At 68.3% G+C, this 24152-nt stretch carries 25 protein-coding genes; 16 read left to right on the top strand and 9 right to left on the bottom strand.

The genetic code is table 11. The features are described from left to right. The first annotated feature begins 6 nt into the window (after positions 1-6). Positions 7-417 carry a hypothetical protein gene (locus AC0662_RS31085; protein WP_478305107.1) on the top strand — a complete coding sequence of 137 codons (411 nt, stop codon included), beginning with the start codon at positions 7-9 and terminating at the stop codon, positions 415-417. Here AC0662_RS31085 and AC0662_RS31080 read toward each other — a convergent pair. After that, on the bottom strand, positions 414-1184 hold the full coding sequence (locus tag AC0662_RS31080) for an endonuclease/exonuclease/phosphatase family protein (RefSeq protein WP_452193663.1): 771 nt from the start codon (positions 1182-1184) through the stop codon (positions 414-416). The two genes, AC0662_RS31085 and AC0662_RS31080, sit on opposite strands and share 4 nt — an antisense overlap. Before the next feature lie 94 nt (positions 1185-1278). On the opposite strand from AC0662_RS31080, the gene AC0662_RS31075 reads away from it, so the two are divergent. The 3 genes from AC0662_RS31075 (at position 1279) to AC0662_RS31065 (ending at position 4551) form a co-directional block, all read left to right on the top strand. After that, positions 1279-2370, top strand: coding sequence for a hypothetical protein (locus AC0662_RS31075; protein WP_478305105.1), 1092 nt, complete (start codon positions 1279-1281; stop codon positions 2368-2370). After that, positions 2367-2885, top strand: a complete 519-nt coding sequence (locus tag AC0662_RS31070) for a YciI family protein (protein ID WP_478305103.1) — start codon at positions 2367-2369, stop codon at positions 2883-2885. The genes AC0662_RS31075 and AC0662_RS31070 overlap by 4 nt, the downstream gene beginning before the upstream one ends. A 64-nt stretch (positions 2886-2949) precedes the next feature. Then, positions 2950-4551 carry a purple acid phosphatase family protein gene (locus tag AC0662_RS31065; protein ID WP_478305101.1) on the top strand — a complete coding sequence of 534 codons (1602 nt, stop codon included), beginning with the start codon at positions 2950-2952 and terminating at the stop codon, positions 4549-4551. Between the two features lie 48 nt (positions 4552-4599). Here AC0662_RS31065 and AC0662_RS31060 read toward each other — a convergent pair whose 3' ends face one another. Next, a complete protein-coding gene (locus AC0662_RS31060) occupies positions 4600-5025 on the bottom strand; it encodes a MarR family winged helix-turn-helix transcriptional regulator (RefSeq protein ID WP_478305099.1) in 426 nt (141 codons plus the stop codon). A 92-nt stretch (positions 5026-5117) separates the two neighbouring features. On the opposite strand from AC0662_RS31060, the gene AC0662_RS31055 reads away from it, so the two are divergent. Further along, entirely contained in the window at positions 5118-6002 is an 885-nt protein-coding gene (locus AC0662_RS31055) for an LLM class flavin-dependent oxidoreductase (RefSeq protein ID WP_452193670.1), read from the top strand. Positions 6003-6034: 32 nt separating this feature from the next. Here AC0662_RS31055 and AC0662_RS31050 read toward each other — a convergent pair whose 3' ends face one another. The 3 genes from AC0662_RS31050 to AC0662_RS31040 form a co-directional block, all read right to left on the bottom strand. Beyond that, positions 6035-6913, bottom strand: coding sequence for an aldo/keto reductase (locus tag AC0662_RS31050; protein ID WP_478305097.1), 879 nt, complete (start codon positions 6911-6913; stop codon positions 6035-6037). Continuing rightward, on the bottom strand, positions 6910-7593 hold the full coding sequence (locus AC0662_RS31045; RefSeq protein WP_478305095.1) for an RraA family protein: 684 nt from the start codon (positions 7591-7593) through the stop codon (positions 6910-6912). The genes AC0662_RS31050 and AC0662_RS31045 overlap by 4 nt, the downstream gene beginning before the upstream one ends. 79 nt (positions 7594-7672) lie before the next feature. Beyond that, positions 7673-8212 (bottom strand): P-loop nucleotide/nucleoside kinase family protein, encoded by a 540-nt coding sequence (locus tag AC0662_RS31040; RefSeq protein WP_452193676.1) that lies wholly within the window; start codon positions 8210-8212, stop codon positions 7673-7675. A gap of 103 nt (positions 8213-8315) precedes the next feature. Here AC0662_RS31040 and AC0662_RS31035 point away from each other — a divergent pair, with 103 nt between their 5' ends. Next, positions 8316-9581 carry an AlkA N-terminal domain-containing protein gene (locus AC0662_RS31035; protein WP_478305093.1) on the top strand — a complete coding sequence of 422 codons (1266 nt, stop codon included), beginning with the start codon at positions 8316-8318 and terminating at the stop codon, positions 9579-9581. A gap of 5 nt (positions 9582-9586) precedes the next feature. On the opposite strand, the gene AC0662_RS31030 is transcribed toward AC0662_RS31035, so the two are convergent. Together AC0662_RS31030 and AC0662_RS31025 are read right to left on the bottom strand one after the other, a co-directional pair. Further along, positions 9587-10336, bottom strand: coding sequence for an isocitrate lyase/PEP mutase family protein (locus AC0662_RS31030; protein ID WP_452193680.1), 750 nt, complete (start codon positions 10334-10336; stop codon positions 9587-9589). Continuing rightward, positions 10333-10629: a putative quinol monooxygenase gene (locus tag AC0662_RS31025; protein WP_478305090.1), complete on the bottom strand. Its 297-nt coding sequence runs from the start codon at positions 10627-10629 to the stop codon at positions 10333-10335. The genes AC0662_RS31030 and AC0662_RS31025 overlap by 4 nt, the downstream gene beginning before the upstream one ends. A 182-nt stretch (positions 10630-10811) precedes the next feature. Between AC0662_RS31025 and AC0662_RS31020 the strand changes: the two genes are divergently transcribed. Continuing rightward, positions 10812-11606, top strand: coding sequence for a class I SAM-dependent methyltransferase (locus tag AC0662_RS31020; protein WP_452193683.1), 795 nt, complete (start codon positions 10812-10814; stop codon positions 11604-11606). On the opposite strand, the gene AC0662_RS31015 is transcribed toward AC0662_RS31020, so the two are convergent. Further along, a complete protein-coding gene (locus tag AC0662_RS31015) occupies positions 11589-12395 on the bottom strand; it encodes a TrmH family RNA methyltransferase (RefSeq protein ID WP_452193685.1) in 807 nt (268 codons plus the stop codon). The genes AC0662_RS31020 and AC0662_RS31015 overlap by 18 nt on opposite strands. A 25-nt stretch (positions 12396-12420) precedes the next feature. After that, on the bottom strand, positions 12421-13464 hold the full coding sequence (locus AC0662_RS31010) for a LacI family DNA-binding transcriptional regulator (protein WP_452193687.1): 1044 nt from the start codon (positions 13462-13464) through the stop codon (positions 12421-12423). 250 nt (positions 13465-13714) lie between these two features. On the opposite strand from AC0662_RS31010, the gene AC0662_RS31005 reads away from it, so the two are divergent. The 9 genes from AC0662_RS31005 to AC0662_RS30965 all read left to right on the top strand — a co-directional run bounded on the left by AC0662_RS31005 (position 13715) and on the right by AC0662_RS30965 (position 24148). Next, positions 13715-15001: an extracellular solute-binding protein gene (locus AC0662_RS31005; RefSeq protein ID WP_478305087.1), complete on the top strand. Its 1287-nt coding sequence runs from the start codon at positions 13715-13717 to the stop codon at positions 14999-15001. Next, complete coding sequence (locus AC0662_RS31000) at positions 14998-15942, top strand: carbohydrate ABC transporter permease (RefSeq protein WP_478305085.1); 945 nt, start codon at positions 14998-15000, stop codon at positions 15940-15942. The genes AC0662_RS31005 and AC0662_RS31000 overlap by 4 nt, the downstream gene beginning before the upstream one ends. Further along, the gene (locus AC0662_RS30995) at positions 15923-16870 is read left to right on the top strand and encodes a carbohydrate ABC transporter permease (protein ID WP_478305083.1); all 948 of its coding nucleotides are present in this window, start codon (positions 15923-15925) and stop codon (positions 16868-16870) included. The genes AC0662_RS31000 and AC0662_RS30995 overlap by 20 nt, the downstream gene beginning before the upstream one ends. Positions 16871-16893: 23 nt before the next feature. Then, positions 16894-17658, top strand: a complete 765-nt coding sequence (locus AC0662_RS30990; RefSeq protein WP_478305081.1) for an SDR family NAD(P)-dependent oxidoreductase — start codon at positions 16894-16896, stop codon at positions 17656-17658. Further along, entirely contained in the window at positions 17646-19334 is a 1689-nt protein-coding gene (locus tag AC0662_RS30985) for a heparinase II/III domain-containing protein (RefSeq protein ID WP_478305079.1), read from the top strand. The genes AC0662_RS30990 and AC0662_RS30985 overlap by 13 nt, the downstream gene beginning before the upstream one ends. Further along, entirely contained in the window at positions 19327-21234 is a 1908-nt protein-coding gene (locus tag AC0662_RS30980; RefSeq protein WP_478305077.1) for a heparinase II/III family protein, read from the top strand. Before AC0662_RS30985 ends, AC0662_RS30980 begins: the two co-directional genes overlap by 8 nt. Continuing rightward, positions 21231-21800, top strand: a complete 570-nt coding sequence (locus AC0662_RS30975) for a hypothetical protein (protein WP_478305075.1) — start codon at positions 21231-21233, stop codon at positions 21798-21800. Before AC0662_RS30980 ends, AC0662_RS30975 begins: the two co-directional genes overlap by 4 nt. Before the next feature lie 126 nt (positions 21801-21926). Continuing rightward, positions 21927-22979 carry a DUF1565 domain-containing protein gene (locus tag AC0662_RS30970; RefSeq protein WP_478305073.1) on the top strand — a complete coding sequence of 351 codons (1053 nt, stop codon included), beginning with the start codon at positions 21927-21929 and terminating at the stop codon, positions 22977-22979. Then, a complete protein-coding gene (locus AC0662_RS30965; protein WP_478305071.1) occupies positions 22979-24148 on the top strand; it encodes a GDSL-type esterase/lipase family protein in 1170 nt (389 codons plus the stop codon). Before AC0662_RS30970 ends, AC0662_RS30965 begins: the two co-directional genes overlap by 1 nt. The last annotated feature ends 4 nt before the right edge of the window (positions 24149-24152 follow it).

Below are 24152 nucleotides of genomic sequence, written 5' to 3'. Positions count from 1 at the left end.
CAGATGATGTTCCCAGTCCCGAGCAGACTCTTCCGGTCACGCACGGCGAACCTGCTCGATCGGCCGATTGAAACCATCGATCCGCGGACCTTGCTCCATACGTTCGGGACAATCGGTGGCGTCGTTCGGCAGAAGGATGTGCCGAAGATGATCCGGCTGGCCGAGGCGATCGGGAGTGGCAGGGCGCTCAGTTGGCAGACCGAGCGAGACTGCGAGGTCTTCGGCAGGTTCATGCTGGCGCGCAAGCGGCAGTCGCCGGCGTTCATCGCGGCGAAGGCCGGCTGGGAAGGGGCTCTGGACGTTCTGCCTCCGAAGACCGCAGGAAGGTTGAGCCAGCGACTTTCGCCCGCGGCGCAGCGAGTGATGGGGCAGATGAATCGGACCGGTGCCCAGGATGGCCGCGGGCTGGGGCGCTAGCCGATCTGATCGGGTGACTGGAGTTGGGCCAGTAGGCCGATGTGGTCCGAGACGTGTCCGGGACCGCTGGGTAGGCGGTGCTTGTCGGTGAAGACGAGGGCGGTGTGTTCGACCTTGATGGTCGGCGTGACGAAGATGAAGTCGATGCACTGGGGCGTGCTACCCGGCGGGAGGTAGTCCGCGTGGAAGGTGGGCGGGCAGTCGCCGTCGAAGGCGTCGCGCAGGCCGAACTCGGCGTAGAGCGGGCTCTCCCGGGAGATATTGAAATCGCCGCAGGCCACCGCGGGCGGAGTCGCCGACCGCGCGAGCATCCCGAGTTGCGCACGCTGCACCTCGAAGAAACGGTTTTCCGCCGACCAGTCGCCGTCCGTGTTGGCGACGGGGTGGACGTTGAGGATGCGGAGTCCGCCGGCCAACTCGGTTGCCAGTACGCCGCTCTGCAGCGCATTGAGACGCGCACGCCAGGGGATGCCCGCGTGGCGAGAAGGTTGCGGGAGGCGGGCGTAGGTGACGCGTGTGAACGGCAGTCGGGACAGCGTGACCAGGCCGCCTGCCGGGCCGATGAGTGACGGGCGGTAGGCGGCGTACGGGAACGTTTTCCTCAGGCGCGCGAGTTGGCGATAGGTGAGGACTTCCTGGAGGCACGCCACGTCGATGGTCGAGTCGGCGAGCTCGGTGGCGATCGCGGTGTGGCGCTCGGCGATCCGCGTTCCGGGCAGTGGGAGGCCGCGGGTGTTGAGGGTGGCGAGGGTGAGTCGCGTGGTCATGGTGCGGGTCATCGTACGGTTGACCCCGGGGGAATAAGGGCGGGACCGTCGCGGGTTGCGATGCTACGTCGGAGTGTTGAGGAAAGGCCGGAGGATGAAACCCACCGAGTTCGTGAAGGTCAACGGGCAGTTCTGGGGCGAGCACCTGAAGGGTGTGGCCGGGCATCTGCCGGTGAGCCACCGGACCGAGCTGCCGGGGCCGATGCTGTTCCCGCGGATGATGGTGCTGACCGAGACGCCGGACTGGAACATCCTCGAGCTCGTCGGGCTGAGCCGCGAGTACCGGAGCCTCGAAGTACGCCGGCAGAAGCTGGGAAGCGTCGAGGAGTACTTCGGGCTGGGCGACGGCGGCACCGTGGTCGCGAATCTCGAGGGCGAGAACTGGTTCAAGGACGCGACGATCGCGACCCAGGCCGGACGGAACGCGCTGGACGAGCAGTTTCCGACCGCCGCGAACATGCTCGGAAACGAGGTAGTCGGCCCGGCGGACGAGCTGCTGCGGTTCGCGCCCGGAAACTACACGACCTTCGATCGGGCGCTGCTCGTGCACACCGCCGGTGACTCGCTGCGGGCGCACTGGGTGTTCTTCGCGCTGGCCATCCACCGCTCGGAGCCGGCCGACAAGTACCTCGATTTCCTGCGCAGCTACACCAGCTCCCAACCGCACCTCGACCCGGCCGGCACGATCAGCCTGCCGGTCGACGCGGACACGCTGAAGGCCGACGCGTTCGAGAGCACGTACCTCGCGCACGGTCTGCAGGACTCGACTGTCGACGATTTCCTCGATCAGCACGAGAGCATCCTGTTGTCCGCGCTCGGCGCCACGAAGCTGGTCCGGCAGCCGGCGCTCGACGACGTACACCCTGACTTCATCCTCGAGCGCCCGGACGGCAGCCACATCGTCGGCCGGCTCGAGCTCCCGGTCGTCGACACGGTCAACGGAAAGAAGCGCCGCCGCGTTTTCCGTACGCCGGTCCAGGACAGCGCGGCCGAGCTCGCGCGCGCCGCGGAGTACCTCGCGAACCCGGAGCACCGTTCCCAGGTGAAGTCGAAGTACGACGTCGACGTGGCCGACCCGCGGCAGCTCGTGATCGTCGCGAGCCAGGAGCCGGTCCCGCCCACGGACGGCGTCGAGGTCGTCGACTACGACACGATCCTCCGACTGCACCTGGCCGCCGGCGCGTGACGCGGTACTTCGTCTACGGCCGGGACCGCTCCGGTTCCGGCGAGGTGAAGGCCCGGTTGACCGAGGAGCACTGGGCCTTCATGGACGGGTACGCCGCGGAGCTGATCGCCCGCGGCCCGACCCTCACTGAGGACCGGGAGGAGTCGACGGGCAGCCTGCACGTCGTCGACCTCCCGGACAGCGAGGCGCTGAAGACCTTCGTTTACGACGAGCCGTACTACCTCGGCGGCGCGTTCGACACGGTCGACGTCTACCGCTTCGCCGACCACACCGGCCGCACGATGTGGGAGTTCGCGACCGCGGTCGAGGGCTACGGCCGTTTCCTCGTCCTCACCAAGGACGCCCCGAAGCCGCTCACCTCGGACCAACTGATCCTGTACGGCGACCTGCTCGACGGCGATCGCCACGTGGGCAGGGCCGCCTTGGTGGAAGCCCCGGACGCGGCGGCCGCCGCGCGGTTGATCGAGGCGGACGAGGCCGAAGTACACCCGTGGGAGTTCGGCGGCAGGCGGTAGCGAGTTGGCGACGTTCTCGCCTGGGTGACGGCTCGGATTCACCTCCGGCGCCCAGCGTGGACCTGTGATCGATGACGAAGAGCTGTTCGAGTCGCACTTCTCACGGCGTGGATTTCTCGCGTCTGCCACGGTCGTCACCGGTGGTTCACTGCTGACGACCGCGGCCCCCGCTCAGGCCGCCTCGGCCGGTTCGGTTCCGCAAACGGCGCCTGCGGCCGACCCGGTGACCACGCCGCGGGTCGGCGGGCTGCACCTGCAGTTCGGCGTCGACGCCGCGACCGAGGTAACGGTTTCCTGGCACACCCGCCAGCCGGTCCGTCGCCCGCGCGTTCTGCTCGGTGGTCCGGACGGTGACTTCGAGCGCACCGTGACCGCGGTCAGCACGAACTACACCGACGCCAAGTCCGGGCAGATCGTGTACGTCCAGCACGCCCGGATCATCCGGCTGCGCCCGGCCGACGAGTACGTGTACGCCGCCGTGCACGACGGGGCCGAGGCGGAATTCGGAACGTTCCGCACCGCGCCGAAGGGGCGGTCGAAGTTCACCTTCACGAGCTTCGGTGACCAAGGGACGCCGACGCTCGGAAAACGCTACGTTCCGCCGGCGGGCGTGACGATCCCGAACCCGCCGTACGTGAACGACAATCTCGGTTCGCCGGCCGCGGGTGACGTCACCGCCGGGGTGGAGCGGGTCCGTCCGCTGTTTCACCTGTTCAACGGGGACCTCTGCTACGCCAACCTGTCCGAGGACCGCGTCCGGACCTGGAACGACTTCTGGGAAAACAATTCCCGCAGTGCACGGAACCGCCCGTGGATGCCGTCGGCCGGAAACCACGAGAACGAACTCGGAAACGGTCCGATCGGGTACGAGGCGTACCAGACGTACTTCGCCTTGCCGCGGCAGAGCGGTCAGACGGACGTGACGCGTGGTCTCTGGTACTCGTTCACGGTCGGCTCGGTGCGCGTCATCAGCCTCGCGAACGACGACGTCTGCTACCAGGACGGCGGAAACAGCTATGTCCGTGGATATTCCGCCGGTGCGCAGAAGGCCTGGCTGGAGAAGGAACTCAAGGCGACGCGGGCGGACCGGGACATCGACTGGATCGTGGTCTGCATGCACCAGGTCGTGGTGAGCAGCGCGGACCAGGCGAACGGCGCCGACCTCGGAATCCGGCAGGAATGGGTTCCGCTGTTCGACAAGTACGGCGTCGACCTGGTCGTCTGCGGTCACGAGCACCACTACGAGCGCTCGCACCCGATCCGCGGTCAGCAGCCGAACCCGACGCTGACCCCGATCCCCACCACCACCCGCACCGACGTCGTGGACACCTCCAAGGGCACCGTCCACATGGTCATCGGCGGCGGCGGTACGTCGGTCGGCTCGAACGGCGTGCTCTTCAACCCGCCGGCCTGCCGCGTGATCACGTCGGTCGGCGCCCCGGACCCGAAGACGGGTAAGCGCCCGCCGGTGTACGTGACGGAGCCCGCGCCCTGGTCAGCCGCGCGCAACGCCGCTCACCCGTACGGGTTCGCGGCCTTCACCGTCGACCCCGGCCACCCGGGCGGCCAGACCACGATCGAGGTCAAGTACTACGACGTCCTCGGCCCCGGCGGCGACCTGCGCGAGTTCGAGACCTTCACCCTCCAGCGCCCGCGCCGCGACTAGCGCGCTGAAGTGACGCGTCGGCCGCCCGCCGACGCGTCGCAGGGTGCATCAGGACCGGGCGGCGATGGACTGCAAAGCGGTGGTGAGGGTACGGCGGGTTGCCGGCGGAAGGTCCGCGGTCAAGGTCTCGATGCGCGCGACGACCGCGTCGTGGGCCTCGTGGGCGAGGTCCTTGCCCGCGGTGGTGAGCTCGATGTGACAGGCCCGTCGGTCACTGGGATTCGGGATCCGCGCGACCAGCGTCCGGCGCGCCAGCCGGTCGACCATGCTGGTCAGGCTGGACCGCTCGATGCTCAGGATGCGACTGAGTTCGGTCATGCCGAGCGGGCCGGTGAGCAGCACGCACAGGAGATGGGCCTGCTGCGGGGTGAGGCCGAGCGGTCGGCTGCTTTCGGCGTGCACGTCCTGCAACCGGTGCATCGTCTGCACCAGCGCACTCGCCAGGTCCTGGTCCCGGGCCGTCGTCGTCACCATTCGTCCATGATAGTCCGCTGGCCTAATAGTTTGTGGTTCTAAGTTTCTGTGCTACTACTAGTTAGGACATCGAACTATCTGAAGGAGCGGTCATGAACGTGCGGTTCGGCTACGGATCACCCGACAGCGTGCGGGACGTCGCGGACATCGTGCGGTTCGCGCAGCAGGCGGATCGCGACGGTCTCGACCATCTGACCCTCTCGGATCACCCGTACGTCCCGAATCTGCTCGACGGGTACGCCGCCATCGCTTTCCTGCTCGGCCGCACCGAGCGCCTGTCCGCGTTCGTCAACGTCACCAACCTCCCGCTCCGCCCGGCCCCGATGCTCGCCCGGACGGCGACCTCACTGTCGGCGCTTTCCGGCGGACGCTTCATCCTCGGACTCGGTGCCGGTGGCGCCTGGGACCGGATCACCACGATGGGCGTGCCCGAACTGCGCCCGGCCGCCGCGGTCGAGGCCTTCGAGGAAGCCATGCAACTCGTGCACGGGATGTCCGAGGGCGGCCAGCCGGCGCCGACCAAGCACTACCCGATCGGTGAGCTCCGCCCGGCGCCCGTGCCTGCGCCACTGATCTGGACCGGATCGAACGGTCCGAAATCGCTTGCCGCGACCGGTCGTCAGGCAGACGGCTGGATCCCGGGCCGCGCCGCCGACTGGCTGAGTGACCGCTACCGCTGGTCCCGCCCGCTGATCGACGAGGCCGCGCTCGCCGTCGGCCGGAAACCGTCGGACGTGGCGACCATCTACAACCTGCCCGGAACGATCACCGCCGCGCCACTGCGCAGTACCCGCGACGAGGACGGCCGCTGGATCGGCGGCTCCCCGGCGCAGTGGATCGAGGAACTCACCGACGCCGTGCTCAACCACAACGCCGCCGGCTTCACCTTGTTTCCGGGGCGTTCCGAGCCGTACGACGTGCAGCTCACCCGCTGGTCCCAGGAAATCGTTCCCGCGGTCCGCACCGCGATCAGCTGATCAATCCAGCGCCGGTCTCACCGCAGCGCCGATCAATCCAGCGTGGCGAGTTCCGTCGCCGAGAGCTGCAGAGCGCCGGCCGCGACGTTCTCCTCGAGGTGGGCGATGTTGCCGGTGCCCGGAATCGCCAGGACGTTGGGCGCCTGGTGCAGCGTCCAGGCCAGCCGGACCTGCTGCGGTGTGACGCCGTGCGCGGCAGCGATCGTCTCGACGGCCGACGAATGGTCGGTGCTCGGTCCGGACTCGCGGGCCGAGCCGGCGATCGCGAAGAACGGGACGTACGCGATGTCACGCGCGGCGCAGTACCGGATCAGCTCGTCCTCGTCCCGCCGCAGGTCGACGGCGTAGCTGTTCTGCACGCACACCACCGGCGCGATCGCGAGCGCTTCCTCGAGGTGGTCGAGGCGGACGTTCGAGATCCCGAGCTGCCGGATCAGGCCCTCGTCGCGGAGCTCGGTGAGCCAGCCGAAGCGTTCGCCGATCGACTCGCCGGGCTTGTTCATGATCCGCAGGTTCGCGACGTCCAGGCAGTCGACGCCGAGTTGCCGCAGGTTCGTCTCCACCTGCTCACGCAGTTCCGCGGCCGTAGTGGCGTTGTAGAACCCGCGCGCCGCGTCCTCTCCCGGCCCGACCTTCGTGGTGATCGTCAAACCCCCGGGGTACGGCGCCAACGCCTCCCGAATCAATTCGTTCGCGTACCGTTTCGCGCCCTCGCCGACTCGCAAAGTCCCGCCCGGTGACGCGTAGAACGCCGCCGTGTCGATGTGATTCACGCCGAGCTCGACCGCGCGCCGCAGTACCGCGATCGCGACCGCTCGGTCCGGGTTCGCGGTGATCCGCATGGCGCCGAAGCCCAGGCGGTTGACGGTGACATCGCCGAGTTTCCAGGTCCCTGCCGCGGCCGCGTTCACTCTTCGATCGCTCCCCGGACCGCCCGCAGGTGCTGCCGGAACGTCAACGACGGATCCGCGGCACGGTTCTCGAGGAATGTCCGGAAACTCACCTGGGCACGCAAGGAATTTCCGTTCCGGATTTCCTCCGCCTGCCGGCGTTCCGTGTCCCGGATCGACTCGGCCAGCCCGAGCACCTCGTCCACCCGTTCGGACGGCACGAAGATCGCCCCGTCCTGGTCAGCGAAAACGGTGTCCTCGCGGGTCACCGGCCACTCGCCGATCGTTGCCGTGGACAACGCGTCGGCCGGCTGCGGATCGAGCCGCAACGGTCCGGTCGGCAGCGCTCCGAGACTGAACACCGGCAGCCCGATCGCGGCGATGTCGACCGTGTCCCGGTGCAAGCCCCAGATCACGATCCCGGCGAGTCCGGCCGCCGCGGCCTCCAGCGCCACCAGGTCACCGACACACGCCTCGTCCCGCCGGCCACCGTTGTCCACGACGAGTACGTCGCCCTCGGCAGCGGACTCGAACGCCTCCAGGAAAACGTCGACACTGCCGACATGCTGAGCCGGCAGCACCCGCCCCGCCACCTTGGACCCGGCAACAGCCGACACCGACACCGTCCGAACCGGTACTCCGGCCCGAAGACACGCATCCGCGACGTGCGCGGTGGTCAGCTCCGCGAACCGCTCCAACATCCCAGCCCCCTCAACACCCGGATCCCGACAGGAAACAGTCCACCACGCTTGTCCAACTCCCGGACGCAGCGGATCCCGGTCAGTGCGACAGGAACGCGACGACCTCGTCGAGCGCCGGCTCGGCGGTGGTGTCCAGGGTCATCGACGGCACTGGCAGATCGACCGGCTGGAAGGAGTTGTGGGTCCGCAGCCGGGCCTCCGGGCTGATCTGCGCGTCCTCATGGGCGGCCCGCCGCGGATCGTTGGCTGACCGGTCAGTGATCCGCTCGAGGGCGACCTCGGCCGGAACCGTGCAGTGCACGATCCGGATGTCCGCGCGACCGAGCAGCGGGCTCAGTCCCGGTGTCCAGAGCCGGTCCTGGAACGCCGCCTCCGCGACCACCGTCGTACCGCGGCCGATCAGCAGGCCGATGACGTCGAAGAAAGTCGACAGCGTCCGCATCTGGAGCGGGTCGCCGGGCCCCGGAACGAACCCCGGAGTGGCGTGCACCATGCCTTCCTTGATCTCGTCCCGGCAGATGGCCGGGCAGCCGATCGCGGTGGCGATCCGGTGCGCCAGCGTCGTTTTTCCGGTCCCCGGCGGACCACTGACCACGACAAGCATCGGTTTCGACTGCACTCGCCGTACCTTAGCGGTGACGGTCGGCGCTCGGTGTAAAACGCGTGTCATGAACTGTCGGCGGCCGTGCCTACCGTTGGTCCGGACGACAGGGGTGGGGGACATGACGACGTACTCGGCGGTCCGTACGACGGGGATCTACTGCCGGCCCGGCTGTGGGGCCAAGCCGCTCGCGGAAAACGTGAGCACGTTCGAGCTGCCTGCCGCGGCCGAGGCCGCCGGGTACCGCGCGTGCCTGCGCTGCCGGCCGTACCGGGTGGCCGGGACGGTGGCCGACGAAACCCCCGAGCTGGTCTGCCGGGCGGTGCAGCTGATCATTTCCGGCCTGCTGGACGAGTCCGGCGAGGAGGCGCTCGGCGCGCGGCTCGGGGTGTCGGCGCGGCACCTTCGGCGGATGTTCCACGAGCACCTCGGCGTCACGCCCGACCAGTTCGCCCGGTCGCGGCGGGCCCACTTCGCGCGCCGACTGATCGACGACACGGATCTGGGCATCGCGGAAATCGCGTTCGCATCCGGTTTCGGCAGCTTGCGGCAGTTCAACCGGGCCATGCAGGAAATTTTCCGCGCATCGCCGCGCGAGCTGCGCGACCGGCGGCGGCGCAGCGATCGCCTCGTCGCCGACGGCGGCCTGGTACTGCGGTTGCCGTTCACCCCGCCGTACGACTGGGAGGCGATGTGCGCGTACCTCGGGGCGGGCGCAATCCCGGGCGTCGAGTCGGTCGTGGACGGCGTGTACCGGCGGACGATCTCGCTGGACGGTGAGCCGGGCGTGCTGGAGCTGAGCGCGGGTGGCGACGACTACCTGCTGCTGCGCGCGCACCTGCCGTTCTGGGAGGGCGTGATTCATGTCGTGGACCGCGCCGCTCGCCTGGCCGGTCTCGAGTGCGAGCCGATTCGTGCCCGCACGCAGTTGTCTGCGGACGCCGGCCTGGGGTCGCTCATCGCGTCCCGGCCCGGTGTTCGGGTGCCCGGCGCGTGGGGCCCGTTCGAGGTCGCCGTACAAGCCGTGGTCCGTGATCAGCTGCCCGACGCGGATGCGACCGACGCGCTGCGCAAGTTGGTGGAGGTGTACGGCGTTGCGGTTCCAGGGCTGGGGCATGGTCTGACGCACTTGTTCCCGGGCCCAGAGGCGCTGACGGGAGCCGAGCTGGTCGGTTCGTTCGCCCGTGCGGTTGCCGATGGCAACATCACGCTGGAGGACTCGGAGGCGCTGATCCCGTCGCTCGAGGCCGTCACGAGCACCCGCGCCGCCCAGGAAATCGCGCTGCGACTCGGCGCTCGCGACGCCTGGCCGCTCGGCGGCGAGTCCGAGCACCTCCGCCCGTGGCGCTCACTCGCCGCCGTCTACCAACTCCTCGACGCTGCCTAGGCCGGTCAGCTGGTCAAGGTGGTGTAGGTGCCGCTGGTCAGGAGCTCCTTCGCGGCGGCCGTTGCCAGCGCGTACGCCGCGCTCGTGATCGCCGGCCCGACGCTGATCCGCGCCACGCCGAGGTCCGCGAGTTCGGCGACCGGGGGAGCGCCCGGACCGACCATCACGTTCAGCGGCAGCGGCGACTCCTTCACCAGCCCCGCGATGACCTCGGCGTCGACCACGCCCGGGACGAACAGCACGTCCGCGCCCGCGTCGGCGTAGATCTTCGCGCGCTCGATCGTGCCGGTCCGGTCGCCGAACAGGTAGGTGTCGGTCCGTGCGTTGATCACCAGTTCGATGCCGGCAGCAACAGCTGCGGCGCGCGCCGCCTTGATCCGCTCGGCATGCACCAACGGGTCGTCGAGAACTCGCGCCGTACTGTCCTCGAGGTTGATCCCGACGGCGCCGGCCTCGATGACTTCGCTGACCGTGCCCGCGACATCGCCGTACCCGGCCTCGATGTCCGCCGTCACCGGGAGCGCGACCGCCGCGCACACCGCGCGGATCGTCGCGATCGCGGACGCCCGGTCCAGCGGGCCGCCGTCCTCGACGCCGTAGGCCCACGCGACGCCCGCACTCGTCGTCGCGATCGCCGCCGCGCCGGCCGCTTCGATCGCCCGCGCCGAGCCGGCGTCCCACGCGTTCGGCAGCACGAGCGGCGGCTGTCCGTGCAGTTCGCGCAGCCGCCGCGCCAGCTCGTTCCGCGCGCTCACAGGCTGACCAGCAGTTCGTGGTCGATCTCGACGAATTCGACGATCAGGCCGGCGAACCGCCCCGCGATCAGTTCCTTGTACGCCGCCGAGCCGGTGTGCGCGTCGTACGCCGCCTGGTCCGCGAAGTGCTCGACGAACAGCAGGTAGTCCGGGTTCGCCGGGTCGCGGTAGACGCGGAAGGACAACGTGCCTTCCTCGGTTCCCGGCCCCTTCGGCGCGAACTCCTGCACGATCGCCTCGGCGGCGGCCTGGTTGCCGTCCTTGAGTTTGATCGGAAACACCTTGGCCAGCATCGGATTTCCTCCTGTGGTCGGTTCGAAGTACCTCAAGGTTCGCCTGCCGGCCGGGGGTGGGTCTGGCCATATTCGGTCATCTCGGTCATCTCTGATCGTCTCGTATATAGAGACGATATGTCTCATTTTTCAAGATCCTGGACTACGGTGGAAAACGTTGGCGGAGGGCAAAGGAGCCTGCGATGAACAACGTGTACACCCACGGACATCACGAGTCTGTGCTGCGGTCGCACAGTTGGCGGACCGCGGAAAATTCTGCCGGTTACCTGATTCCGCACCTACGGCCCGGGATGTCGCTGCTCGACGTCGGCGCCGGTCCCGGCACCATCACCGCGGATCTTGCGCGACTGGTCGAGCCCGGCCGGACGACCGCGCTGGAGGCGAGCAACTCGGCGCTCGACATCACCAAGGCGACGTTCGCGGACCTGGACCTCGACGTGGAATTCGTTGTCGGTGACGTGCACGCGCTGGATATTCCGGACGACACCTACGACGTCGTGCACGCGCACCAGGTGCTGCAGCATGTCGCGGATCCGGTGCAGGCACTGCGGGAGATGCGGCGGGTCTGCAAGCCCGGCGGGATCGTCGCGGTGCGCGACTCCGACTACCACGGCTTCGTCTGGTACCCGGCGTTGCCGGAGTTGGACGAGTGGATGGCGCTCTATCAGCGCCTCGCCCGCGCCAACGGTGGTGAGCCCGATGCAGGCCGGCGTCTGCTGTCGTGGGCGCACGCGGCCGGCTTCGAGAAGGTCGACGCGACCACGTCGACCTGGGCGTTCACCGATCCCGAGGGCCGTGCGTTCTGGGGTGGGATGTGGGCCGACCGGATCCTGAAGTCCGCTCTCGCGGATCAGGCCCGAGCGGACGGCGTACCCGAGCAAGAGCTGGAAGCGATCTCGCGGGCGTGGCGGACGTGGACGGAAACTCCGGATGGCTGGATTTCCGTCCTGCACGCCGAACTACTGTGCGTGGCGTGATCGCTGGCGGGAGATCTCGTACAGCACGGCGGTCGCCGCGTTGGCGGCGTTGAGGGAGCTGGCCGAGCCGGTGATCGGGATCCGGACCAGGTGGTCGGCCGCCTCCTTCCACGCCGTGCTCAGGCCGGCGGTCTCGTTTCCGATCAGCAGCAGAACCGGCTGCGTGAAGTCGAAGTCGTAGACGTCCGTCGTGCCGTGCTCGTCGGTCCCGACCACGACGATCGGGACCGCGGAACGCCGTACCCAGTCGAGGACCTCGCGGTGTGACGGTGCGCGGACGGCGGGAACCGCGAACAGCGATCCCGTCGTCGCGCGGACCGCCTTCGGGTCGTAGATGTCGGCCGCGTGCCCGGTGACGATCACGCCGCCGGCGCCGAACGCGTCCGCGGACCGGATGATCGATCCGATGTTCCCCGGCCCGGTCGGCCGGTCGAACACCACGCCGAGGAAGTCCGGCCCGACCGGAATCCGATCCAGGTCGTCGGCCGGCAACTCGAGTACGGCGACCAGTTCGGGCTCCTGCTTCTCGCCGAGCTCGGCCAGCAACTCCGGCGCCATCGACACCCGTTCCACGCCGGAAAGTCGTTGCAGCAGCTCGGACGCCCATCCGGAAAGCGGCCGCGATGCGTCGGTGATGATTGTCCGCACCACCCAGCCGTTGTCCACGGCAACCGAAATCGGCCGCACGCCCTGGACCAGGAACTCGCCGGACCGCTGCCGCTTGGTCCGGTTGGTGAGCGACGCCTGCCAGACCTGGAAACGGGCATTCCGCGACGAGATCCGTTGCACAGCCACCACTCTACGGGCAGGCGCCCTAGGGAGTTGGCGGCGCAGTCGACTCGCGGACGATCAGCTCGGGCCGGAACAGCAGCGACTGTCCTTGTGTCGGTCCGGAATCGTCCAATCGTGCCCTGAGCTGGGTGAACGCGGCCGCGGCCATCTCGCGCATCGGCTGCCGCACCGTGGTCAGCGTCGGCGCGTACAGGTCCGCGAGCACGATGTCGTCGAAGCCGACCACCGAGACGTCCTTGCCGACTTCGAGCCCGCCGTCCCGCAGTCCACGGCAGACGCCGAGCGCGCACATGTCGTTGATCGCGACGATCCCGGTCGGCGGTTCCTCCAGGGCCAGCAACTCGGCGGCGGCCGCGCGGCCCAGCTCGGACGCCTCGACGTCACCGAAGTCGTCCGCGTCGCCCTTGACCGGAGCCCGGACAGAACTTTCCGCATCGATTCCGGCTTGTTCGAGCGCGGCCACGAAACCGCGGTACCGCTCCTTGCGGTTCACGCTCGCCAGCGCGCCGGAAACGAAGGCCAGCCGACGGTGCCCGAGCTCGGTCAGATGCTGCGTGGCCAACTGACTGCCGATCGAGTTGTCGACGCTGATGCTCACCAGTGAGGCCGGATCGCCGGCTTGCGACGTACGGTCGAAGGCGACCAGTTGGAGTCCACGCTCGACCAGCGGCATCACATGCTCGAGCGACGGCAGCGACGAGCACAGTACGACGCCGTGCACGCCGTCGGCCCACAGTTCGTCGATGTAGTCGCGCTCGCGGCGCGGATCGCGCTCGGAGTTGCAGAGCAGAACGTGATAGCCCTCGGCCAGCGCGGCGGACTCCAGGTGTCGTGCGAGCGCGCCCCAGAAAGGGTTTCCGACCGACGGAACGACGAGTCCGATCGTCGTGTTCCGGCCGGTCCGCAGTTGCCGGGCGGCCCGGTTCGGCCGGTACCCGAGCTTGTCGATCGCGCGCTCGATCCGTTGCCGGGTCTCGGGCAGCATCCGGTGACTGCGCCCGTTGAGCAGGTTCGACACCGTGCTCGGCGAGACGCCCGCCTCGGTCGCAACCTGCTGGATCGTCACCTCACCCGTCCTCAATTCACCGGCCACCCGCGCATTCTGTCACCCCGTGGTTCGATCTGGACTGCAGTGCAACGATGCATCAGGATCTTCCGAAAGTCCAGCAGAACTCGAGAGGCGTCAACCTCTTGACGGGCCGCGAAATCCGTTCCTAACATGCGGTGCATCGTTGCACCGACCTCGCACATCTGCGCCGCTCCAGCCAGTGCATCGATGCACCACTCCACTTCCGCAGCACCACGAAAGGCGCGCCATGGAGTACACCCGTAGATCAGTCCTGACCGCCCTCGGGCTCGGCGCCGTCGCCGCGGCCACCGGGTGCTCCGCGTCGGGCGGCAACACCCAGGCGGCCGCCGACGGACCCGTCGAAGGTGAGATCTCGCTGCTCACCCCGCTGTTCGAGGGCAGTACCGGCAAGCAGTTGCTCGAGGGCAAGCTGCTGCCGGCGTTCAAGCAGAAGAACCCGAACGTCGCGGTCAAGGTCGACTACACGACGTACGCCGCCCTGAACGAGAAGATCACCACCAGCCTGGCCGGCGGCCTGATGCCGGACGTGGTGATGCTCGGTGTCGGCTGGATCCCGCCGTTCGCGCACAAGAAGGTGCTCGCGCCGCTGCCCGACGACCTGGCCAAGCGGTACGAGTACGAGGACCGGGTGCTCGAGCCGTCCCGGTTCGACGGAAAGCTGTACGCGCTGCCGATGGTCCTGGACACCCGGATCGTCACCTACCGCAAGGACCTGTTCGCCGAGGCCGGGATCAAGGCGCCGCCGAAGGACTGGGCCGAGCTGCGCGAGATCTCCAAGGAACTCGCCCGCCGGGACGGTTCCGGAAAGCTGACGCGGGTCGGATTCGATCCGTTCTCGATCGATCTGCGGCAGTGCTGGGAGACGTTCCTGTTCGCGAACGACGGAAACCTGTTCGACGATTCCGGACAGCAGGTCAAGTTCGACGACGACCGCGGTGTCGAGGCGCTGCAGCTGTTCCTCGACGTGATCAAGGACAAGTCCGCCGACTACTCGTTCAAGTCTTCTGCCGGTCAGCCGACCACCCTGCAGCAGGGTCGTTCCGCGATGATGATGGCGAACAACTCGCTCTGGACGCAGCTGCAGAAGCAGAACCCGGAGCTGCTCAAGGACGACAAGGTCGGCGCGTTCATCCTGGCCAACAAGGTGCCGGCGATGTTGCAGGGCGGAACCCTGGTGGCCCGCTCCGCATCGTCCAAGCACGCCGCCGCGGCCCAGGCCCTGGTGGAGTTCATGGGTACGCCGGAGTCCATCCTGCCGACGGCGCAGCAGCGCGGATCCGTGCCCGGCGTACAGAACCTGCGGGACTCCGAGTACGTCAAGGACAACGGTTTCGTGAAGCTTGCCCTGGACAACATGAGCAAAGCCCGGTCCGAGGGCGGGACGGCGGCCTGGATGGAGATCCGGGAGAAGATCAAGACCACGCTGGAGACCGCGGTGGTCGGTAAGCGGAGCGCCAAGGAGGCGATCGACGAGCTCGCCGGTCTGAGCAAGGAAGCGATCTCGAGGCTGTGAGCGCGACAACCATGGCGGAGCAGGTGCGCGAGACCGCGCCTGCTCCGGCCTCCCCTCCACCCAGCGGCCGGTTGCTTCGCAACCGGCGCCGGGCCGGCCTGCTGATGGTCGCGCCCGCCGTGCTGCACGCACTGATCTGGATCGGCATCCCGCTGGTCGCCGCGGTGGTACTGAGCTTCACGTCGTACGACGTGCTGACGCCGCCGCGGTTCGTCGGGCTGGAGAATTTCCGCGACCTGCTGTCCGACAACGTTTTCCGGCGGGCGGTGCTGAACACCAGCATCTACACGTTCTTCACGGTTCCGGTGGCGATGTCGATCGCACTGCTGATCGCGCTGATGCTGAACACCAAGCTGAAGGGCCGGGCGATCTTCCGGACCGCGATCTTCATCCCGCAGGTGACCGCGACGATCGCGGTCGCGCTGGTCTGGCTGTGGATCTACGACCCGCGCAGTGGACTGGCCAACGCCATACTGTCCTTCCTCGGACTGGACGGGCCGGCCTGGCTGTCGTCCACCGACTGGGCGATGCCGGCGGTGATCGTGGTCGGGATCTGGCAAGGCATCGGGCTGAAGATGCTGATCTATCTGGCCGCGCTGCAGAGTCTGCCGACCGACCTGTACGAGGCGGCATCGGTGGACGGCGCCTCCAAGGTCCGGCAGTTCTTCAGCCTGACCGTGCCGTTGCTGCGGCCGGCCACGTTCTTCGTCTTCGTGACGTCGGTGATCGGCGCGTTCCAGTCGTTCGACCAGGTGTACATCCTGACCGACGGCGGACCGGCGAACAGCACGACGATGATGACGTACGAGATCTACAAGTCCGCGTTCCGGGAGTTCCGGATGGGGTACGCCTGCGCGCAGAGCCTGGTGCTGTTCGCGCTGCTCCTCGTCCTGACCCTGCTGAACCGGCGGATCACCGGAGGTGACCGTGCCACCCGCTGAGGTTCTCACCGAGCAACAACCTCGGGTCCGTACGGGCCGGAAATCGCCGGTCCGCCCCGGTGCGCGACGGCGCGTCAGTCCCGGCCGGATCGCGCTGTACCTGACCCTGACCGCGATCGCCCTGGTGATGATCGTGCCGTTCGTCTGGATGCTGCTCACCTCGCTGAAGACGCCGGGCGACATCGCCGCCGTACCGCCGAAACTATTTCCGACGAAATGGGCGTTCGGAAACTACGTGGACGCGTTGCACGCGGCGCCGTTCGCGACGTACGCGCGGAACAGTTTCGTGATCGCCGCGAGTCATACGCTGCTGAACGTGGTGATCGCGTCGATGGCCGGGTACGCGCTGGCGCGGCTGCGGTTCCGGGGCAGCTCGCTGATCTTCCTCGGGTTCGTCGGGGCGCTGATGATTCCGACGTACACGAAGATCCTGCCGGAGTTCCTGATCGTGCGGTTCATGCCGTTGTTCGGCGGGAACGACATCACCGGGCAGGGCGGCACCGGGTGGCTGGACACCTGGTGGGCGCTGATCATCCCGGGCGCCGTGAGTCCGTTTTCCGTGTTCCTGTTCCGGCAGTTCTACCTGGACCTGCCGGTCGAACTCGAGGAGGCCGCGCGGCTGGACGGCCTCGGTGAGCTGGGCATCTACGCGCGGATCATGACGCCGCTGGTGAAGCCCGCGTTCATCACCGTCGCGCTGCTCACCTTCGAAGGTTCCTGGAACAACTTCCTCTGGCCGCTGCTGGTGACCAAGAGCGACAGCCTGCGCGTGATCCAGGTCGGGTTGTCGGTGTTCCGGACCGAGAACGACACGCAGTGGGCGTTCCTGATGGCCGGAACCACGCTGGCCACCGTTCCGATGGTGGTGCTGTTCCTGATCGGGCAGCGGTACTTCGTCCAAGGGTTCGCGAACGCGGGCATCAAATGACATACATCGAAAGGACACCTCTTATGACCGGGGAACTGCAGGGCACGCGGGCGCTGGTGACCGGAGCCGGGCACGGTATCGGCCGCGGGATCGCGCTCGGGCTGGCCGCGGCCGGGGCCGACGTCGTGGTGCACTACGGAAAGTCCGCCGCCGAGGCCGCGCAGACTGTTTCCGCCATCGAGGAACTCGGCCGGAAAGCGATCGCGGTCGGCGCCGACGTGACGAGCACGGTGGAGGTCAACCGCCTGCTGGACGAGACGGCCGGTTTCCTCGGCGGACTCGACGTCCTGGTGTGCAACGCCGGCCACCTGATCGGCCGGGTCAAGGTCGAGGAGATGACCGACGAGCACTTCCAGCAGGTCGTCGACGTGAACCTCGGCGCGACGTTCCGGACCACGCGGGCCGCGATCCCGCACCTCGCGCAGTCGGCGAACCCGCGGATCATCACGATGGCGTCGCTGGCCGCGCACAACGGCGGCGGCCCCGGCTCGGTGGTCTACGCCGCTGCGAAGGCCGGGGTCCGCGGTTTCACCAAGGGCCTGGCGAAGGAGCTCGGGTCGCGCGGGATCACGGTCAACTCGGTCGCTCCGGGATACATCGCGGAAACGGCGTTCCACCAGACGTTCTCGACCGCCGAGGCGCAGGCGAACATGGTCGCCGGTACGCCGATCGGTCGCGCCGGACAGGTCGAGGACGTGGCGAACGCGGTCCGGTTCCTCGCGCTGCCGTCCTCGGGGTACCTGACCGGGATCACCATCGACATCGACGGTGGCACGTGGCCCCGCTGACCGGAAAACCGCCGACGGAACGCGGTGGCTGGTGGCACCAGTACGTGTGTCCGGCACACGGTGTCGAACTCGAGCACGTCGGCTTCGATTCCGGAAAGTTTCCGGATGGCGGAGTGCCGTGCGCGTACGGGTGCCGGATCGACACGCCCGCGGTCCGGGGCGCCTGGACTGTGCTCGCCCATCATTTCTGGGCACGGCGCATCCGGCTGCTCTCGTACGACGGGGGTGGGGCGGACCTGCTCACGTCGTACGCGCGGCTGTATCTGGAGCTCACGAAGGCGGGGGAGCACGAGCAGGCGCAGGGGTGGATGCAGCGCGGCCGGCTGTTCCACCAGGCGCTCACCGATGCCGTGTGGGGGGTGCCGATCGCGCACTCGATCCTGAACCTTGCCGAGCGGTCCGGGTCGGCCGAGCTGGCCGAGACGCTGCCGATGCTCGACGACATGGTCGCCGGGGCCCGGCGAGCGCGGGACGCGATGGTTGCCCAGGACAAGTTCTCGTCGAACTACACGGCGTGGTTCAACGCGCTGGGTACGACGGCGAGTCAGGCGGCCGCTGCCGTTCGGGGCGAGACCTGGGACGGCGCGAAGGAGTGGTTGACCGGTGAGCACGGGCAGTTCGCGCACCTCGAGGTCGCGACCGGCGAGGATGGCCTGGAATGGGAAGCCAGCACGTACTACCACGGCTTCGTCCTGCGGGCGTACCTGCTGAGCCTGCGCGGCTTCGACCCCGCCGCCGCTCCCGAGCGGCTCGGCCGGATGATCGGCGCGCTGGCCGGGCTCGCCACCGACGGCGGCGTCCTGCCGGCCCTCCACGACGGTCCGTACCAGCGGATCCCGCTGGCGCTGGAGTGGCTGGAGATCGCCGCGCTGGCCAGGCAGTTCACGTCCGAACACGGTCTCGACGCTGTCGCGGCACGCGCCCTCGCGGAGGTCGGGGACGGGTACGACGGCCTGGAGGACAAGCTCACCGGCTGGTTCGCCGGGGAGCCACGGTCGGATGCGCTGTCGCCTGAGCCCGTGAGCTCGTCGTACGCGGTGGTCCGGGTCGGTGGCATCCACGCGGTCCTCGACCACGGGCCGCACGGCGGTTCGCACGGTCACGACGACAAGCTCGCGCTTTATCTGTACGGCGTGGACACGCCGTGGCAGCCGGATCCGGGACAGGTCCCGTACGGCCATGCCGAGTGGCGCCGCCACTACAAGTCCGTCACCTCCCACCCGACCATCCGCATCGACGATCTCGAACCCGCTGAGGCGACCGGAGTGCTCACCCAGGACGCAACGTCGGTGACGGCCACGGTCGACGGTTGGTACGAAGGCGTGCGGGCAACGCGGCAACTGATTTCCGGTAACGGTTTCCTGATCGACGTGGTCCGGGTGACGGCGGATCGCGAGCGCGAGATCGTGCTCCAGTTCCGGCCGGATGTCGACCTCGCGGTGCAGGTCGGGCCGGACGCGTTCCGGACGACGTGGGCCGGAGACGAAACGCTGTACGGCTACCACCGTGGAGACGGCGTTCCGGTGACGCGACCCGGGCCTGGCCCGGCCGACGACCCGCAGCGAACCCGCACCTGGGTGGACTGGACGGTGGTCGGGACGACGGCGACTTTCCGTTCCGTGTACTCGACCACGCCGATCGACGGAAACCTCGAGGACGTGATTTCCGATGTATGACGAGCGGCTCGACGTACTCCGTGCCGGTCTCGACGGGCGGTACGCGGCGCAGTGGCGGCGGCTGCGCGAGCAGTGCGACTGGTACCGGACGCAGACCCCGCCCACCGAGCACCCGTCGGCGAGCATCACGTTCTTCGGTCCGGCGGCGGCGAACCTCGCGCTCGCCTACCGCCTGACCGGCAACGAGGGCTACCGCGCCGAGGCGGCGCGGTGGATCTCGGCCGCGATCGGGTTCCCGCACTGGGGCAAGGCGCACATGCCCGACCACGACCTCGACGCCGGGTGGTTGCTGCACGGTCTGTCGCTCGCGTCGGCCTGGCTGGGCGAGGACTTCGAGCTCGCGAAGGAGCTGCGGGCGAAGCTGGAGCTGCAAGGTTCCCGGTTGTACGAGTTCGCCGTCGAGTCCGAGGGCTCGTGGTGGAGTTCGTCGTACTGGCAGAACCACAACTGGATCTGCTACACCGGCCTCGCCGCCGCCGGGTACGCGCTCGGGCGTACCGAGTGGACCGAGCGGGCGAAGACGAACTTCGCGACCGTGATCGAAATGCTGCCGGCCGACGGGTCGGACATGGAAGGCGTCGTCTACTGGCGGTACGGCGTTCCGTGGCTCGCGACGTACCTGGATCTGCTGCAGGATCAGGAACGCCTCGACTGGTGGCAGCGCTGCGCGTTCCTCGCGAACACGTTTTCCTACCGGCTGCAGCAATGCGCGCCAGGATTCGAGGAAAACATCGACCACGGCGACTGCCACGATCGGCGGAGTGGTCACAGCGTCGCGCTGTACCGGAAACTGGCCGCCGCGTACCGGATCGGCGAAGCACAGTGGCTCGCCGACCTGGTGTCCGAACGATTTTTCTGGCGTGAGGCGTACGCGAGCGGCGTCAAACCCGGCGTGATGCCGGAGGCGTACCTGGAGATGCTCTGGTACGACGACTCGCTGCCGCCGGTCGATCCCGCGAAGAATGCTCCGCTGTCGGCGTACTTTCCGGACCTCGGTCTGGTCACGGCGCGGACCGGATGGGACGACGAGGCCACCATGGTGTCGTTCAAGGCCGCGCCGGGTGGTGGGCATCAGGCGTGGGAGACGTCGCATCAGTTGGACCGCGAACGCGGGTGGGACACGCTGAGCGCCGGACATCATCACCCCGACGCGGGATCGTTCGTGCTCACGTCGCGGGGCGCGTTCCTGGCGGTGGACGAGGGATATAGCAACCGCAAGCGCGCCGGCGACCACAACCTGATCCTGGTGGACGGGTTCGGTTACGCCGACGAGGATCGCTACCACGTCTACAAGGAGATTCCGTACGAGCGGCAGGCGCGGATGGTCGACGTCCACGCGGTCGACGGGATGGCGCACGCGACGGCTCAGATCGCCGCGATGTACCCGGCCCAGCTCGGGATCACGCGGCTCGACCGGACACTGGTCTTCACCCCCGCCGGCCGCATCGTCCTGCTCGACCGCTGCGCTGCGGACTCTCCACGGGACTGGACCCTCCTGCTGCACGCCGACTGGCCGATCGAGTACGGCAAGGAAATCGCGCTCCGTTCCGGTTCCGCGCAGGCCTGGGTCCGGCTGCACACCCCGCTGACGGTCGAGTCCGCCGTCACCGAGGTGGAGGCCAACCCCACCTCGAGTACGCCGAGCCTCCGCCTGACTCGGACGATGCACACCCTGCGCGCGACCGCCGAGCAGTCCTCGATCGCGACGCTCCTCACGACGATCGAGCCGACCTCTTCTCTGCACCCGTCACCACCGACCGTCCGCCGGCTCACGCTCGCGCGCGGCCACGGGATCGCCTTCGACGGAGAAACCGTTCTGTTGCCGGACGACGACGGAATGATCGAGGACGAGCAGGCGAAGGCCGTGATCCAGACCGCGGACCGGAGGATCACGGTATGACCAGGAAAGCGCTGGACTGGTTGGGCTGGATTGCCAGTCCAGCGCTTTCCGGGGCGGCGTTCGTGCTGCTGTGCCTGGGGATCGTCACCTGGTTGCCGGCGCTGGCGGCGGTCGGGTTCGCCCTCAACCGGTGGCGGACCGACGGGGACACGCGCTGCTTCACCGGGGTGTTCGCCGGATGGCGCAAGTACTGGCGCCCGCTGCTCCCGCACTCGATCCTGATGACCATTGCCGCAGTGGTTGCTGCCAGCAACCTGTCGTTCCTGTCCGGTCGTTCCGGGCCGCTCGTCGTGACGCTCTTCATGATCCACGTCGGCCTGATCGCCGCCGCGGTCACATACCACATCGCCCTCGCTGTCGCCGCCGGCCGGAACCCGTCCGGGTCAGCCGCCGAGTGGCGCCGTACCGCCTTCCAACTCGCCTTCACCTCCGTCCCCCGAGGCACCGCACTCCTCGGCGCCGCGATCGCCGCGCCGGTGTTCTCACTCCCGATTCCGGCAGGCCCGCTGCTTCTCGGCACCACCGTCCCGGTCCTGGTCGGTCTGCTCGTCGCCGACCGCGCCTAGCCCACTCCGCAGACTTTCCGTTCCGACAACGGACGTTCCGTTTCCGACAGGACGTTCCGTTCTGGCCGGATGCTCTGTTCCGGCCGTGCACAGTCCGTTTCTGACCGCCCTATCAGGAGGACCATCATGTTCAGAGCCGTCCCGATTCTGCTGCTCGGCGCCGCGCTCGCGCTGCCCGCCGTACCGGCGCACGCCGCGACCGACTACTACGTCTCGACCACCGGCAGCGACAGCAACTCCGGTACGTCGTCCGGTACGCCGTTCGCGACCATCCAGAAAGCCCTCGACACCGCTCCGCGCGGGGCGACCGTACATCTTGCCTCTGGCACCTATCTGCAGGATGCGGTGACCATCCGATCGGGAGTGACGGTCACCGGACCGTCGAGCGCGGTGGTGAAAGGTGCGGGGAACTCAAGGATCTTCCAGGTCCAGCACGACGGCGTGACGCTGGACGGATTCACGATCGACGGCTTGTTCGGCTCGTCGAGCAGCAAGTCCGGGTACCGGGACAAGCTGGTGTACGTGATGAGCACGTCGCCTGGTGACGGCGTGGGCACACTGACGATCCGGAACATGCGGTTGAAGAACGCCGGCGGCGAGTGCCTGCGGCTCCGGTACCTGGTCACGAACGCCGACGTACACGACAACACGATCGGCCCGTGCGGCGTGTACGACTTCAAGTTCAACGACGGCGGGAAGAACGGCGAGGGGATCTACCTCGGCACCGCGCCGGAACAGCAGGGCCAGAACGGCGCGCCGGACGCACAGCCGGACCGCAGCCGGAACAACCACATCCACGACAACACGATCGCGACGTACGGCAACGAGTGCGTGGACGTGAAGGAGAACTCGACCGCGAACACGGTCGAGCACAACGACTGCAGCCAGCAGCAGGACTCGAGCTCGGGCGGCCTGGATGCCCGCGGCAACGGAAACACTTTCCGGTACAACACCCTGCACGACAACGTCGGCGCCGGTGTCCGCCTCGGCGGCGACACGGAAACCGATGGCGTGGACAACAACGTCTACGGAAACACCATCACGAACAACGGCTCCGGCGGTATCAAGTTCATGCGCACGCCGCAGGGCCAGGTCTGCGGGAACACGATGTCCGGCAACACCGGCGGAAACTCGGTCGGAACGTACGGCGCCGACTTCACCCCGACAGCAGCCTGCTGATGGGTACGCCGTCCCGCCGCGCGATCCTCGGCGGCACAGCGGCCGGTGCTGTCGGCAGCGTCATCGGCGCTGTCCCCGGAACGCCGGCGTTTGCCGCCGACGACGGTGCAGTCGGCAACGTAGCTGCGACGCCGCGCCGGTGGGTCACGACCTGGGCGACCGCACAGACCGCTCCGACCCCCACTGACCCGGACGCCACCAACGGATTCACCGACACCACGATCCGGAACACTTTACGGCTTTCCGGGGGTGGCGGTCCGATCCGGCTGCGATTCGCGAATCCCTTCGGAACGGCCCCCGTCGTTGTCGGTCCGGTGAGTGCGGCCTCGGCTCAGGCCGGTGGTGAGCGCCGGGTGCTGTTCGGCGGCGAAGAACAGGTCGTACTGGCCTCCGGGGCGACTGTCGTGAGCGATCCGGTCACGGTCGTCGTACCCGACGGCGGGGATCTCACGGTGAGCATGTACTTGCCAGGACCCACCGGCCCCGTCAGCTTTCACCGGAACGTGCATGCGACCGGAGCGATCGGGGACCGGCCGACGAAGTCGGTGTTCCTGCTCAACGGAATCGACGTTCCGGCGAACGGGCGCTCGACGCTCGCGATCCTCGGCGACTCGATCACCGAAGGCGTCGGGACCCCCGATGATGCCAACCTGCGCTGGCCCGATCAGTACGCCGCGCGTTTCCCCCGGCGACCGGCCGTGGCGAACCTCGGAATCAGCGGAAACCGCCTGCTGCTGGACGATGCCCGCTTCGGCCCGGGCGGTCAGTCACGCTTCGACCGCGACGTACTCGGCCTGCCGAACCTGCAGACACTGATCGTTTTCCTTGGCATCAACGACATCCAGCAGCCACCGAGTCAGCTCGATCCGGCACGGATTCTGCAGGGGTTCGAGCAACTCGTCCGCCGCGCCCACGACCATGAACTCGACGTGATCGGCGCGACGATCGGCCCGTTCAAGGGCTGGATCCGCTACACCGAAGCCCTCGACCACGTGCGCAACGACGTCAACGCCGTACTCCGGCAAGGCCGCCCGTTCGACCGTCTCCTCGACGTCGACGCGGCGGTCCGCGACCCGGCCGACCCGGCTCAGCTCCGGCCCGCGTTCAACAGCGGCGACGGCCTGCACCCGAATCCGGCCGGCGCGCAGGCCATCGCCCTCGCTCTCTGAGAGG

Source organism: Kribbella sp. NPDC043289, from assembly GCF_056436705.1.
The sequence above is the reverse complement of the archived record's forward strand: the minus strand, read 5'-3'. Positions and strand labels throughout refer to the sequence as shown.